Raw genomic sequence first — 13,909 nt, forward strand, 5'->3', positions numbered from 1 at the left:
GGTGCGGGCCACCGGCGCGGCAGCGATCAATCGCCGGCAGCGTTCTTGACGTAGTTGCGAACCAGGTATTCCTCGAACATCGGCACCGTGAATGCGATATCGCCATGCGATGGGCTGTAGATCATTCCCTTGCTGATGATCTGTGACCGGCGCGGGCCGAGACTTTGGTGCGTCTCCTTCAATGCGGCCGCGACATCGGACGATCGATAAGGCCCTGACCCGAGTTTGGCCATCGCAATCACGTATTCCCGTTCCTTCGGCGTCAAGCGGTCGAAGCGCACCTTGAAGAATCCGTCGTCGAGGCGCTTCGTCGCCGCACCTGCCGCCCGCACGGCGTCAGCCAGCGTGATGGGCGATCTCTCGGCGATGTTCCAGCATTGGTATCCCCATTCCTGCAGAAAGTACGGGTAGCCTTTGGTTTTCGCCACGATCTCGTGCAGCGCTTCGTTCTCGATGCGCTCGCCCTCGTCTTCGATCGGCTGCCGGATCGCACTTTCAGCATCCTCGTTCCCGAGGGCACCCACCGCGGGATAGTGAAACAGGCGCTCGGCGTAGGACTTTGCGTCCCCGGACAGTGCCGCGACTTGCGGCAACCCCGCACCAAAGAACAGCACCGGCAATTCGCGCTGATTGGCCTTGTGCAGGGCGACGATCAGCGCCGCCAGGTCCGAGGAACGAAGGTATTGCACCTCGTCGATCAGCAGAGTCCACGCCTTGCCTGCGGCCCTCGCGGTCTCGCCAACCCGCACGAACAGCTCCGGCAGGTCCGCCTCCAGATCGCCGCTGTCGGCAACACCGACTTCCGGGTCGACCGATATCGAGATCTCGCCATAGGTGAGCTTGAACGCCGCAGAAAATGAGCGCAGAGCCCGCAGTGCCTGATGCGCCTTGGCCTTGGCATTCTCGGCAGCGGAGAGCTTTCGGACGGCTTGGTTGATCTTCGGGACGAGAAGCTCGCTCAGCGCCTTGCCCTCCGGCGCCTCGATCGCCGAGGTGATGTGGCCGGCAGACTCGGCCATCTCCTCGATCTTGTTGAGCAGTACCGTCTTGCCCACCCCTCGGAGGCCGAGCAGCATTTGCGACCGGCTCGACTTCCCGAGCAGCGCTCTCTGGATGGCGGTCCGGGCGTCTTGAAGAATGCCCTCCCGTCCCGCCAACTCGGGGGGACGGCTTCCAGCGCCAGGCGCAAACGGGTTGCGGACCGGGTCCATGATGACTCCTTGCGAACGGCCTCTATTGATTTCTAACCTAGTCTATGACCCAGAGGCTAGACTTTGCTAGCTTCAGCTAGATCTCGGCCATGGCTTCTTCCCTCATCCGTTTCGACGGCAAGCTCACCCGCTGGAACGACGACCGCGGCTTCGGGACCATCGAGTCCACCCAGGGCGGCGAACCGATCTTCATGCACATCTCGGAATGGCCCCGGGACGCGCCGCGGCCACGCGTCGACCAGCGGGTGTCGTTCGAGATCGAGCAGGGGCCCAAGGGCAAGCGGGCGACCAGGATCCAGCCGCTCGTGCCACGCAGAACAGCGGCACGCGCCGCGCGGCCGGGGCCGGCCGCCTGGGGCACGGCCACGCTGTTCGTGATCCCCGCCTTCCTGCTGCTGTACCTGGGCCTGTCGGTGCTCTGGCGGCTGCCGCTGTGGGTCGGCGGGCTGTACCTCGGCGCCAGCGTCGTCGCCTTCCTGGCCTACGCGCAGGACAAGTCGGCCGCCGAGCGCGGCGCCTGGCGCACGCCGGAGAGCACGCTGCACACGCTGGCGCTGCTCGGCGGCTGGCCGGGCGCGCTGCTGGCGCAGCAGTGGCTGCGTCACAAGTCGAGCAAGCCGGCCTTCCGCCGCGTGTTCTGGGCGACGGTGATGCTCAACGTGGCGGCGCTGGCGGTGCTCGGTTCGCCGCTGGGTGCGGCGCTCGCCGGCGCCGCAGGCTGAGCCGCAGCGCCTAAACGCTCCCCGCCACGAAGCGCGTCACGCGCCGCGGCCGCAGGTGGTAGTGGCCGCCGACGGCCAGCCCCAGGCGCTCGCGCAGCGCGACGTAGTCGGCGCGCAGCATCTCGACGTCGACGAAGCCGCCGTCGTCGCCACGGCGGAACTCCAGCCGCGTGTGCGCGCCCACCGTCAGCGTGTGCGCCAGCGTCGCCGGCAGCGCGTCGGGCGCGGCCTCGCCGAGGATGTCCAGCTCGTGCGGGCGCACGTAGCCGGTCTCGCCGTCGGGCACGCCGAAGCGGCCGCGGAACAGGTTCACGTCGCCGAGGAACTGCAGCACGAAGGGCGTCGCCGGGTGGTCGTAGACCTGGTCGGGCGCGCCTTCCTGCTCGATGCGGCCGGCGTTCATCACGACGACGCGGTCGGCGACTTCCATCGCCTCCTCCTGGTCGTGGGTGACGAAGACGCTGGTCACGTGCACCTCGTCGTGCAGCCGGCGCAGCCAGCGGCGCAGCTCCTTGCGCACCTTGGCGTCGAGCGCGCCGAAAGGCTCGTCGAGCAGCAGCACCTTCGGCTCGACGGCCAGCGCCCGCGCCAGCGCCACCCGCTGGCGCTGGCCGCCGGAGAGCTGGTGCGGATAGCGGTCGAGCAGCGGGCCCAGCTGCACCAGCTCCAGCAGCTCGGTCACCTTGCGCCGGATCGTCGCGTCGTCGGGGCGCCGGTGCTTGGGCCGCACGCGCAGGCCGAAGGCGACGTTCTCGAAGATCGTCATGTGACCGAACAGCGCGTAGTGCTGGAAGACGAAGCCGACGTTGCGCTCGCGCACGTCGGTGTTCGTCGCGTCCTCGCCGTGGAAGTGCACGCTGCCGGCGTCCGGCACCTCGAGCCCGGCGATGATGCGCAGCAGCGTCGTCTTGCCCGAGCCCGAGGGGCCCAGCAGCGCGACCAGCTCGCCGGACGGGATGTCGAGGTTGAGGTCGTCGCAGACGACCGTGCTGCCGAAACGCTTCTTCAGGTTGCGGACTTCAATGCTCACCGGCAGCTCCCTTCATCGTCGCCTTCACACGCTGCTCGACGGCGTACTTCAGCACCAGCGTGACCAGCGCCAGCGCCGCGAGCAGCGACGCGACCGCGAAGGCGGCGGCGAACTGGTATTCGTTGTAGAGGATCTCGATGTGCAGCGGCATCGTGTTCGTCTCGCCGCGGATGTGGCCGCTGACGACGCTCACCGCGCCGAACTCGCCCATCGCCCGCGCGTTGCAGAGGATCACGCCGTACAGCAGCGCCCACTTCACGTTGGGCAGCGTCACGCGGCGGAAGATCTGCCAGCCGCCGGCACCCAGCACACGCGCCGCCTCCTCCTGCTCGACGCCTTGCGCCTGCATCAGCGGGATCAGCTCGCGGGCGATGAACGGGAAGGTGACGAAAACGGTGGCCAGCACGATGCCCGGCACGGCGAAGATGACCTTCAGGTCGTGCTCGCGCAGCCAGCCGCCGAACCAGCCCTGCATGCCGAAGACGAGCACGTAGATCAGGCCGGCGATCACCGGGCTCACCGAGAACGGCAGGTCGATCAGCGTCAGCAGCAGGTTCTTGCCGCGGAAGTCGAACTTGGCGATGCACCAGGCCGCGGCGATGCCGAAGACGAGGTTCAGCGGCACGCTGATCGCCGCGGCCACCAGCGTCAACTTGATCGCCGCGAGCGCGTCGGGCTCGACGATCGCCGCCAGGTAGACGTCCCAGCCCTTCTTCAGCGCCTCGTGGAAGACGGTGGCCAGCGGCACGAACAGGAACAGCGTCAGGAACACCAGCGCGGTGCCGATCAGCAGCCGGCGCACCCAGGCCGGCTCCTCGGTAGGCCCCAGGCGGCGCTCGACGGCCGGGGCGGCCACCGGCCAGGGCTCCGTCTTGCGCCGCACGACGGCGCGCCAGCCGCCACGCAGCCGGGTCGTCGTCGTGTTCATTGGGGCAGCCTACGGCCTGCGGCCGGTCCCGCCAGGCGGGAATGAGCCCCGGACAAGTCCTGAGGTCTCATTGGGGCACCCTTCGGCCTGCGGCCGGTCCCGCCTGGCGGGAATGAGCCCCGGACAAGTCCTGAGGTCTCATACCCCCCCCTGCCGCTTGCGCGCCCAGGCCTGCAGCGCGTTGATGACGAGCAGCAGCGCGAAGGACACGGTCAGCATCACCACCGCCACCGCGGTGGCGCCGGCGTAGTCGTACTGCTCGAGCTTGGTGATGATGATCAGCGGCGTGATCTCGCTGACCATCGGCATGTTGCCGGCGATGAAGATCACCGAGCCGTACTCGCCCAGCGCACGCGCGAAGGCCAGCGCGAAGCCGGTCAGCAGCGCCGGCATGACGATCGGCAGCACGACCCGGGTCGCCGTCTGCCAGCGTGTCGCGCCCAGCGTCGCGGCGGCTTCCTCGAACTCGCGGTTCACGTCCTCCAGCACCGGCTGCACGGTGCGCACGACGAAGGGCAGACCGATGAACACGAGCGCCACGAACACGCCCACCGGCGTGAACGCCACCTTGAACGGCAGCCACTGGCCGATGAGCCCGTTGCCGGCGTAGATCGCCGTCAGCGCGATGCCGGCGACCGCGGTCGGCAGCGCGAACGGCAGGTCCACCAGCGCGTCGACGAAACGCCGCCCCGGGAAGCGGTAGCGCACCAGCACCCAGGCCACCAGCATGCCGAACACGGCGTTGACCAGCGCCGCCGCCAGCGACGCGCCGAAGGTCAGCCGGTACGAGGCGACGACACGCGGCGACATCGTCGCCGCGACGAAGGCGTCCCAACTCAGCGTCGCCGTCTTCAGGAAGGCCGCCGACAGCGGGATCAGCACGATCAGGCAGACGTAGAACAGCGCGAAGCCGAACGCGAGATCGAAGCCGGGCAGGACGGTGTGGCGGCGCAGCAGCGCGCGGGAGAACGGCATCAGGCCTCCACGCGCCGTGCCGTTCGGCCGCGCTTCATCGGTTTGCTCATGCTGGCGAGGGGAATGCAAAGGCCGACGCATCGTAGGCAGCGGCCGTGCGCGGCCTACGAAGCGTTTCGAGGATCGTTATGCGGCCGCCGTCTGTGCCTGCGCACGCCGGCGGCGGCCGGCGGCGGTCAGCGGCGCACGTAGACCTGGTCGAAGGTGCCGCCGTCGCCGAAGTGGGTCTTCTGCGCCTTGGCCCAGCCGCCGAAGACCTGGTCGATCGTGAACAGCGTGACCTTGGGGAACTGGCCCGCGTACTTGGCCGCGACCTTCGCGTCGGTAGGCCGGTAGTAGTTCTGGCCGGCGAGGTCCTGGCCCTCGGGCGAGTACAGGTACTCGAGATAGGCCTGGGCGACGGCGCGTGTGCCCTTGCGGTCGACGACCTTGTCGACCACGGCCACCGGCGGCTCGGCCAGGATGGACAGCGAGGGCGCGACGATGTCGAACTTGTCCGGGCCCAGTTCCTTCAGCGCCAGCAGCGCCTCGTTCTCCCAGGCCAGCAGCACGTCGCCGACACCGCGTTCGACGAAGGTGGTGGTCGAGCCGCGGGCGCCGCTGTCGAGCACCGGCACGTTGGCGAGGACCTTGCCGACGAACTCCTGCGCCTTGGCCTCGGAGCCGTACTTCTTCAGCGCGTAGCCCCAGGCGGCGAGGTAGTTCCAGCGCGCGCCGCCGGAGGTCTTGGGGTTGGGCGTGATGACGCCGATGCCGGGCTTGGCCAGGTCGTCCCAGTCCTTGATGCCTTTCGGGTTGCCCTTGCGCACCAGGAACACGATGGTCGAGGTGTACGGCGCGCTGTTGTGCTTCAGGCGCTTCTGCCAGTCCGGCGCCAGCAGCCCGGCCTTGGCGGCGATCTCGTCGATGTCGTAGGCCAGCGCCAGCGTGACGACGTCGGCGTCCAGGCCGTCGATGACCGACCGCGCCTGCTTGCCCGAGCCGCCGTGCGACTGCTTGATCGTCACGTTGTCGCCGGTCCTGGCCTTCCAGTGCGCGGCGAACGCCTTGTTGAAGTCCTGGTAGAGCTCGCGCGTCGGGTCGTAGGAGACGTTCAGCAGCGTCACGTCCTTGGCCCAGGCGCCGGCGGTGGCGATGGCCAGCGTGGCGGCGGCCAGCGTGGCGCGCCAGGGGAAGCGGGTGGTGTTCATGCGGGATCCGTTCGGTCGGGGATGCGATGCATGCTAGGAACGAGCAAGACGCCGAAGAACGAATGAAATCGCCGATCCTTATGCGGTTTGCGGCCACCCCGGGGCCCCGGCAGCCGGCTTGCGCGGCGTGAAGCGGCCGGGTGCGGCGGGCGGCTATGCTCGGCCGCCATGCCCCGCCCCGTCTTCGGCCCGCCTACCGTGCGCGGGTGCCCCCGATGAGCCTGCCGCCCCCCGACTGGCCGCTGCGCGAGTTCAGCCGCTCGGTGCGCACCGGCGAGGTCGACTGGCACGTGCAGGTCGCCGGCCGCGGCCCGGTGATCCTGCTGCTGCACGGCTCCGGCGGCTCCTCGCACTCGTTCGCCGGCATGCTGCCGCACCTGGTGGCCCACGGCACCATCGTCGCGCCCGACCTGCCGGGCCACGGCTTCACGACCGGCGCCCGTTTCGACGCGCTGACGCTGCCACGGCTGCGCGAGGCCATCGCCTCGCTGCTGCAGGCGCTGGAGCTGCCGCGCCCGGCGCTGGTGGCCGGGCACTCGGCCGGCGCCGCGCTGGCGCTGCGCTGGGCGCTGGACGCGCCGCGGCCACCGAAGGCGGTGCTGGGCTTCGCGCCGTCGCTGGTGCCGCCGCCGGCCTATTACATGCAGTGGATGGCGCCGCTGGTGCACCCGTTCGCGACCTCGGCGCCAGTGACCTCGATGCTGGCCTGGGCCGTGGGCCCCACCGGCATGCTCGACTGGCTGCTCGACTCCACCGGCAGCAAGCTGCCCGAGGCCGAACGCCGCCTCTACCGCACGCTGTTCGCGCAGCCGACGCACGTGCGCGGCGCGATGAGCTTCATGGCCGCAGCCGACCTGCCGTCGCTGCTGCCCGGCTGCGCCGCGCTGCCCTGCCCGACGGCCTTCGTGCTCGGCCGCGAAGACGGCTGGATCCGCGAGCGCCCGCTGCGCCGCGTGCTGCAGCGCCACCTGCCGCAGGCCGAGGTGCAGACCTGGCCCGGCGGCCATCTGCTGCACGAGCAGAGCCCCGAACGCGCCGCCCAACGCCTCATCGAACTGCTCTGAGCCGGCGGCATACTCGCCGCCGATGACCGAATTCCTCTTCATCCGCCACGGCGAGACCGACTGGAACCGCCAGCAGCGTTTCCAGGGCCGCATCGACGTGCCGCTCAATTCCACCGGCCGGCTGCAGGCCGAACGCCTCGCCGAGCGCCTGGCGCCGGAAGTGGTGGCCGCGCTCTACGCCAGCGACCTGACGCGGGCGATGCAGACCGCCGAGCCGCTGGCGCGCACCTGGAAGCTGGGCACGCGCCCTGAGCCCGGGCTGCGCGAGCAGGGCTTCGGCATCCTCGAAGGCCTGGACGTGCCGACGATCCGGCTGGAGCACGCCGAGCTCTGGGCGCGCTGGACCGAACGCCGCGCCGACTTCGCGCTGCCCGGCGGCGAGAGCGTGCGCGACTTCAGCGCCCGCGTGCTCGACGCCGTCGCCCGCCTGGCGAGGGTGCACGTTGGCGAACGTGTCGCCGTCGTCACGCACGGCGGCGTGCTCGACATGCTGTGGCGCCATGCACGCGCCGAGCCGCTGGACGGCGCACGCGCCTGCCCGATCCCGAACACCGGCCTGAACCGCCTGCGCTGGCGCGACGGTGCGCTGGAGATCGAGAACTGGGGCGACGACGCCCACCTCGCCGACCTGCCGGGAACGGCACCGGTCACGCCGCTGGCGCGCTGAAGGCGCGCCGGATCAGCCCGCCACCGGCTGGATCGTCGCCACCGGCTCGGGCGCCAGCAGCGAGCCGTCGCGCAGGCCACGCAACGTCGCCAGCGCCAGCCAGGCGATGACCAGCGAGGCCAGCGCCAGCGCCACCGGCGCGAACGCGGCCAGCGCACTGCCGGGCTCGGCCAGGCGCAGTGTCAGCGCCGCGAACGCCGCCAGCGGGAACGACAGCCCCCAGTGCGGCAGCGCGAACGGCAGCGCCGCGATGCGCCGCGCCTGCGTGCCGGCCCAGACGACGGCGAAGGCCGCCGCGCCCCAGCACATCCAGCCCAGCAGCGGCGAGGCGCCGAACTGCAGCGCCGACAGCCCGACGACCGCCGGCGGCGCCACGAGGATGAAGGCCGTGGGCCGCAGCCGCTCGGGCCAGGGCCCGCGCAGCGCCACACGCGTGGCCAGCAGGCCGATGACCACCGGCCAGAACACCAGGCCGACGCCGAACTGCGCCGCCGACCATTCGACCCGCCCCAGCGGCACGCCGGCCAGCGGCGCCAGCACGTTGCCGACCACCGGGATCAGCATCGCCGGCGTGACGCCGGGCCACTGCAGGCCGCCGGACTGGGCGTCGTGCCACCAGTGCTGCAGCACCCAGGCGGTGACGACCAGTTGCCCCAGGCAGCCCAGCCACCAGACGGCCTCGATCCAGCGCGCCGGGCCGAGCAGCGCGGTGGCCACCGTCGCCAGCAGGATCACGGCCACCGGCATCGCGGCGACGAAGGGGTAGCGCACCGGGTGGCGCCGGTCCTCGCGCCAGGCCTCGGGGTGGCGCGACAGGCGCAGCACGAAGGCCCCGGCCAGCGCCAGGAAGACGAGCGCGGCCAGCGCGCCCAGGGCCAGCGCGATCGCGCCGGCCATCTCGCCCATCAGCGGCACTGCGCGGTGCCAGGCGAGCGACAGGCCGCACAGGCCCATCACGGTGGTGAACCAGCCGGGGTGGAGGAACTTCAGCGCGTCGGGACGGGACATGCGTGGGGCCATGGGCAAACCGGCGCGCGCGGCAGGCGCGACGCCGGCCGGCCCCGCACGCGGCAGGGCCGGAGGTTCTTCGGTTCGAGAGCGGGCCGACAGGCGCCCGCGCGTGGCTTCGCCCGCGGGCTCAGCGCACCTTGGACAGCAGGTTCTGCACGTCGGCCAGCACCGCGGCGAGTTCGTCCTCGCGCGACTCGGCCAGCGACAGGCGCTGCTGCAGTTCCTGCTGCATGAAGCACACCGTCATGCGCACGTAGGTGCTGTCCAGCGCCTTGCGCACGGCCGACATCTGGCCGGCGATCTCGAGGCAGGGTTCACCTTCCTCGACCATGCGCTGGATGCCCCGCAACTGACCCTCGGCACGCTTGAGGCGGTTCAGGATGTCGGTGCGGCTGGTGGTGTCGACGAGCGAGCTCATGGGGCAGGGCTCCGGGGACGGGGCGGATGGATCGTGTACCCCCATTGTCCTACCTCAAGCACGTTTGGTGACGGGGACGCCCAGCTTCTTCAGCACGATGCCCAGCGGGCAGACGTCGGTGAAGCCGAACTGGAACAGGTTCAGGCCGACGAAGGCGGTGAAGGCCAGCCACCATTCGCTGACGAACAGCGGGCTGGCCGGCGCGCCCAGCGCCAGCGAGATCAGGATGAAGCTGCCCGCGAAGACGCGGATCAGGCGGTCGACGGTCATCGTCAGGCTCCTTCGGTTGCGGGTGGGGTCTCGTGGCGCCGGCGGAAAAGCGCGTAGTACAGGACCGGGATCACGACCAGCGTCAGCAGCGTGGACACGGCGATGCCGAACAGCAGCGAGATCGCGAGGCCGTTGAAGATCGGGTCGTCGAGGATGAAGAGCACGCCGGTCATCGCCGCCAGGCCGGTCAGCGCGATCGGCTGGGCGCGCACCGCGGCGGCGTCGATGACCGCCTGCTTGAACGCCACGCCGCGTGCGGCCTGCAGCTCGATGAAGTCGACGAGCAGGATCGAGTTGCGCACGATGATCCCGGCCAGCGCGATCATCCCGATCATCGAGGTGGCGGTGAACTGCATGCCCAGCAGCGCGTGGCCGGGCATCACGCCGATGATCGTCAGCGGGATCGGCGCCATGATCACCAGCGGCGCGAGGTAGCTGCGGAACTGGGCGACGACCAGCAGGTAGATCAGCACCAGCCCGACGCCGTAGGCCGCGCCCATGTCGCGGAAGGTCTCGTAGGTGATCTGCCACTCGCCGTCCCACTTCAGCGCGTACTCGGCGTAGGGATTGGCGGGCTGGCGGATCCAGTACTCGCCCAGCGGGCCGGCGTTCGGCAGCGCCGCGTCGGTCAGCCGCGAGCGGATGCCGAACAGGCCGTACAGCGGCGAGTCGGGCGTCGCGCCGCCGGCGCCGACGTCACCGTAGACGTAGCTCACGCCCTGCAGGTCCTTGGTGTAGAGCGGCTTGTCGACGACGCCGCGTTCGACCCGAACCAGCTCCGACAGCGGCACCAGCGCCCCGGAGGCACTGCGCAGCGGCAGGGCCAGCAGCGCATCCAGGCCGACCTGGGCCTCGCGCGGCAGCTGCAGCCGCACCGGCACCGGGTACTTGGACTGGCCGTCGTGCAGCCAGGCGGCGTCGGCGCCCGACAGCGCGCCCTGCACCGTGGCGGCGATGTCGGCCACCGCGATGCCCAGCGTCTCGGCGCGCTGCCGGTTCACACGCAGGAAGGCGCGCGGCGCGTCGGCGTGCAACGAGCTGTCGATCGACGTGACGTCGGGCGTCGCGTGGAAGGCCTGCTCCAGCCGCGCGGCGAGTTGCTGGCGGCCGGCCTCGTCGGGGCCGTAGACCTCGGCGACGATCGGGCTCATCACCGGCGGGCCGGGCGGCACCTCGACGAGCTTGAGCTTGGCGCCGCGGCGCGCGGCGATCTTTTGCAGCTCCGGGCGCAGGCGCTGCGCGATCGCGTGGCTCTGCTCGTGGCGCTCGGACTTGTCGACCAGATTGACCTGCAGCTCGCCCTGCTCGGCGTCGGCACGTTGGTAGTACTGGCGCACCAGGCCGTTGAAGGTGATCGGGCTGGCGGTGCCGGCGTAACCCTGCAGGTCGCGCACCTCGGGCTGGGCGGCGAGGTAGGCGCCGAGCTCGTGCAGCGTCGCCGCGGTGTCTTCCAGCGGCGTGCCGGCCGGCATGTCGACGACGAGCGCGAACTCGCTCTTGTTGTCGAAGGGCAGCATCTTCAGCACCACCCACTGCACGGCGGCCAGGCCGACCGACAGCACGAGCGCGGCGACGATGCCGGCGAGCAGCAGCCAGCGCTTGCGCGCGCTGTCCAGCAGCGGCTGCAGCAGCCGCGCGAAGAAGCCCTGCAGCCGCCCGGCCAGCGCCTCGGCGCGGCCGCCGTGCGCCGCGGCGCCGTGCGGCTTCATCAGCTTCAGCGCCAGCCACGGCGTCACCGTGAAGGCGATGGCCAGCGAGATCGCCATGCCCAGGCTGGAGTTGATCGGGATCGGGCTCATGTACGGGCCCATCAGCCCGCTGACGAAAGCCATCGGCAGCAGCGCCGCGATGACGGTCATCGTCGCCAGGATCGTCGGCCCGCCGACCTCGTCGACCGCCGCCGGGATGATCGCGGCGAGCGGCCGGCCGGGCTCCAGCCGCTGGTGGCGGTGGATGTTCTCGACCACGACGATGGCGTCGTCGACGAGGATGCCGATCGAGAAGATCAGCGCGAACAGCGACACGCGGTTCAGCGTGAAGCCCCAGGCCCAGCTGGCGAACAGCGTCGCCGCCAGCGTCAGCACGACGGCGGCGCCGACGATCACTGCCTCGCGCCGGCCCAGCGCCAGGCCGACGAGCAGGATCACCGAGCCGGTGGCGAAGACCAGCTTGCTGATCAGCTTGTTCGCCTTCTCGGCGGCGGTGGCGCCGTAGTCGCGTGTCACCGTCGCCTCGATGCCGTCGGGCAGCAGGCCGTTGCGCAAGGCGTCGACACGTTCGCGCGCCGCGCGCGCGACGTCCACCGCGTTGGTGCCGGGTTTCTTCGTCAGCGTCAGCGTCACCGCCGGGTGGCCGCCCGCGGCGCCGCTGGCGCCGCTCGCGCCGGTCTCGCCGGCACCGCCGGGCGTGAACCAGACGTAGCGCGAGGGCTGGGCCGCGCCGTCCGTGACCTCGGCCACCTCGCGCAGATAGACCGGGCGCCCGGCGTGCGTGCCGACGACCAGTTCCCCGACCTCGGCGGCCGAGCGCAGGAACTCGCCGGTCTCGACCGTCAGCGCGCCGCCGTGCTCGTCGATCACGCTGCCGGCCGGCATGCCCTGGTTGGCCGCGGCCAGCGTGCGCTTCAGGCGCAGGATGTCGACGCCGCGCTCGCGCAGCCGTGCCGGCTGCAGCGTCACCTGGACCGCGCGGCCCGGGCCGCCGATCGTCTGCACCTCGCGTGCGCCGGGCACACGCTTGAGTTCGGCCTCCAACGCGTGCGCGACACGCTCCAGGTCAGCGGCGGCGCGGTCGTCGCGGCTCCACAGCGTCAGCGCCAGCACCGGCACGTCGTCGATGCCCTTGGGCTTGACGATCGGGGGCAGCGTGCCCAGGCCGGCGGGCAGCCAGTCCTGGTTGGCGTCGAGCACGTCGTACAGCCGCACCAGGGCCTCGGTGCGGGGCACGCCGACCTCGAACTGCACCGTCAGCACCGCCATCCCGGGGCGCGAGACCGAGTACGTGTGCTCGATGCCGGCGATCTGGCCCAGCACCTGTTCGGCCGGGCGCGCGACCATGTTCTGCACGTCGGCCGACGAGGCGCCCGGGAACGGGATCAGCACGTTGGCCATCGTGACGTTGATCTGCGGCTCCTCCTCGCGCGGCGTCACCAGCACCGCGAACAGGCCCAGCAGCAGCGCCACCAGCGCCAGCAGCGGCGTGATCGCGTTGGCCTGGAAGGCGCGCGCCAGGCGGCCGGCGATGCCCAGCGGGGCGCTGTCGCTCACGGCGGGCTCGCTCACTTGGCGGCCACCGCGCCGGCCAGGCCGGCGCGCACGGCGTCGGCGGCGACCCGTTCACCGCCCTTCAGGCCGGCGAGGATCTCGACCGTGTCGCCGGCCGTCGCGCCGGCACGCACGGCCTGCAGCACGAAACCTTCGCCGCGCTGCACGTAGACCGCGCTCAGTTCGCCGCGGCGCAGCAGCGCTGCCGCCGGCACCGCCAGCCGGCCTGCGGGGGCGGCGGCGCCGGAGACGCCGGCGAAACGCACGCGCACGTTCTGGCCGGGCGCGAGGCCGGGCGTCGCCGTCGGCGGCAGGTCCAGCCGCCATTCGACGGTCTGCGAGACGGCGTCGGTGGCCGGCAGCTCGGTCTTGGCGACCGGCGCGACACGTCGGCCGTCGGGCAGCACGACCTCGATGCCGGCCGCCGCACGCGCCGCCGCCGAACGCGAGGCCGGCAGCTGCACGACGGCGCGCAGCGCGCCCGGCGCGTAGACGGTGGCGATCGCACGCCCGGCGCTGGCCAGGTCGCCGGCCTCGACGTGCGTGGCCTGAACGACGGCGTCGAACGGCGCAACGACGGCGGTGAAACCACGCGCCAGCGCCGCCTGGGTGCGCGCGGCGCGCGCCTGTTCCAGGCCGGCCTGCGCGGCGCGGGCCTGGGTCTCGGCGACGTCGAGCGCAGCCTGGCTGACGAAGCCCTGGCCACGCAGATCACGCGTGCGCTGCAGCTGCAGCGAGGCGTTGCGCCACTCGGCGTCGGCCTGGGCGACGCCGGCTTCGCTGCGCAGCAAGCCGGCCTGGGCGTCGCGTTCGTCGATGCGTGCAATCAACTGGCCGGCCTTGACGCGGTCGCCGGCCTTCACCGCCAGCTGCAGCACGTTGCCCGAGACCTGGGCGCCGAGCGTGCTCTGGCGCAGCGCCTGCAGGCTGGCGTCGATCTCGAAACCACCAGCCGCGGCGGCCGGGCCGACGACGACCACCGGCACCGCCGGCGGCGCGGCGGACACGGAGGCGGCGGCCAGGCCGGCGAGCAGGGCCGGCAGCAGGGCGCTGCGGACGAAGGCGCGGGCGACGGGGTTCATGGCCGCATCATAATTCATACCCCACAGGGTATCAAATCGGCACCCACGAAGCCCGCGGCAACGTGTCGGAAGTCGCGC

The 13,909-nt window shown here is 71.5% G+C and carries 13 protein-coding genes; 3 read left to right on the forward strand and 10 right to left on the reverse strand.

The features are described 5' to 3' along the window. Window positions 1-26: 26 nt before the first annotated feature. Window positions 27-1,211, reverse strand: coding sequence for an ATP-binding protein (locus tag G5B56_RS13565; RefSeq protein WP_009857877.1), 1,185 nt, complete (start codon window positions 1,209-1,211; stop codon window positions 27-29). Between the two features lie 89 nt (window positions 1,212-1,300). Between G5B56_RS13565 and G5B56_RS13570 the strand changes: the two genes are divergently transcribed. Beyond that, window positions 1,301-1,933 (forward strand): cold shock and DUF1294 domain-containing protein, encoded by a 633-nt coding sequence (locus tag G5B56_RS13570; RefSeq protein WP_230247112.1) that lies wholly within the window; start codon window positions 1,301-1,303, stop codon window positions 1,931-1,933. Between the two features lie 10 nt (window positions 1,934-1,943). On the opposite strand, the gene G5B56_RS13575 is transcribed toward G5B56_RS13570, so the two are convergent. The 4 genes from G5B56_RS13575 to G5B56_RS13590 all read right to left on the reverse strand — a co-directional run bounded on the left by G5B56_RS13575 (window position 1,944) and on the right by G5B56_RS13590 (window position 6,056). After that, on the reverse strand, window positions 1,944-2,963 hold the full coding sequence (locus tag G5B56_RS13575) for a sulfate/molybdate ABC transporter ATP-binding protein (RefSeq protein WP_164963528.1): 1,020 nt from the start codon (window positions 2,961-2,963) through the stop codon (window positions 1,944-1,946). Beyond that, entirely contained in the window at window positions 2,953-3,891 is a 939-nt protein-coding gene (gene cysW, locus G5B56_RS13580; protein ID WP_164963529.1) for a sulfate ABC transporter permease subunit CysW, read from the reverse strand. Before cysW ends, G5B56_RS13575 begins: the two co-directional genes overlap by 11 nt. A gap of 138 nt (window positions 3,892-4,029) precedes the next feature. Further along, the gene (gene cysT, locus G5B56_RS13585) at window positions 4,030-4,866 is read right to left on the reverse strand and encodes a sulfate ABC transporter permease subunit CysT (protein WP_009857881.1); all 837 of its coding nucleotides are present in this window, start codon (window positions 4,864-4,866) and stop codon (window positions 4,030-4,032) included. 176 nt (window positions 4,867-5,042) lie between these two features. After that, window positions 5,043-6,056, reverse strand: a complete 1,014-nt coding sequence (locus tag G5B56_RS13590) for a sulfate ABC transporter substrate-binding protein (RefSeq protein ID WP_009857882.1) — start codon at window positions 6,054-6,056, stop codon at window positions 5,043-5,045. A gap of 215 nt (window positions 6,057-6,271) precedes the next feature. On the opposite strand from G5B56_RS13590, the gene bchO reads away from it, so the two are divergent. After that, window positions 6,272-7,120 carry an alpha/beta fold hydrolase BchO gene (gene bchO / locus G5B56_RS13595; protein WP_164963530.1) on the forward strand — a complete coding sequence of 283 codons (849 nt, stop codon included), beginning with the start codon at window positions 6,272-6,274 and terminating at the stop codon, window positions 7,118-7,120. Window positions 7,121-7,142: 22 nt separating this feature from the next. Beyond that, a complete protein-coding gene (locus G5B56_RS13600; protein ID WP_164963531.1) occupies window positions 7,143-7,787 on the forward strand; it encodes a histidine phosphatase family protein in 645 nt (214 codons plus the stop codon). Window positions 7,788-7,799: 12 nt separating this feature from the next. Here the strand turns inward: G5B56_RS13600 and G5B56_RS13605 are convergent, their stop codons facing one another. From G5B56_RS13605 to G5B56_RS13625, 5 genes are all read right to left on the reverse strand, one after another. Further along, window positions 7,800-8,795 carry an SLAC1 anion channel family protein gene (locus G5B56_RS13605; protein ID WP_164963532.1) on the reverse strand — a complete coding sequence of 332 codons (996 nt, stop codon included), beginning with the start codon at window positions 8,793-8,795 and terminating at the stop codon, window positions 7,800-7,802. A 130-nt stretch (window positions 8,796-8,925) separates the two neighbouring features. After that, a complete protein-coding gene (locus G5B56_RS13610) occupies window positions 8,926-9,216 on the reverse strand; it encodes a metal-sensing transcriptional repressor (RefSeq protein ID WP_009857886.1) in 291 nt (96 codons plus the stop codon). A 54-nt stretch (window positions 9,217-9,270) separates the two neighbouring features. After that, complete coding sequence (locus G5B56_RS13615) at window positions 9,271-9,486, reverse strand: DUF2892 domain-containing protein (protein ID WP_009857887.1); 216 nt, start codon at window positions 9,484-9,486, stop codon at window positions 9,271-9,273. A 2-nt stretch (window positions 9,487-9,488) separates the two neighbouring features. Further along, complete coding sequence (locus G5B56_RS13620; protein ID WP_240920814.1) at window positions 9,489-12,752, reverse strand: efflux RND transporter permease subunit; 3,264 nt, start codon at window positions 12,750-12,752, stop codon at window positions 9,489-9,491. Window positions 12,753-12,763: 11 nt separating this feature from the next. Continuing rightward, window positions 12,764-13,831 carry an efflux RND transporter periplasmic adaptor subunit gene (locus tag G5B56_RS13625; RefSeq protein WP_009857889.1) on the reverse strand — a complete coding sequence of 356 codons (1,068 nt, stop codon included), beginning with the start codon at window positions 13,829-13,831 and terminating at the stop codon, window positions 12,764-12,766. Window positions 13,832-13,909: the final 78 nt, after the last annotated feature.

Origin of the sequence: Rubrivivax sp. JA1026, from assembly GCF_011065555.1 — a bacterium.
GTDB lineage: Bacteria > Pseudomonadota > Gammaproteobacteria > Burkholderiales > Burkholderiaceae_C > Rubrivivax > Rubrivivax benzoatilyticus.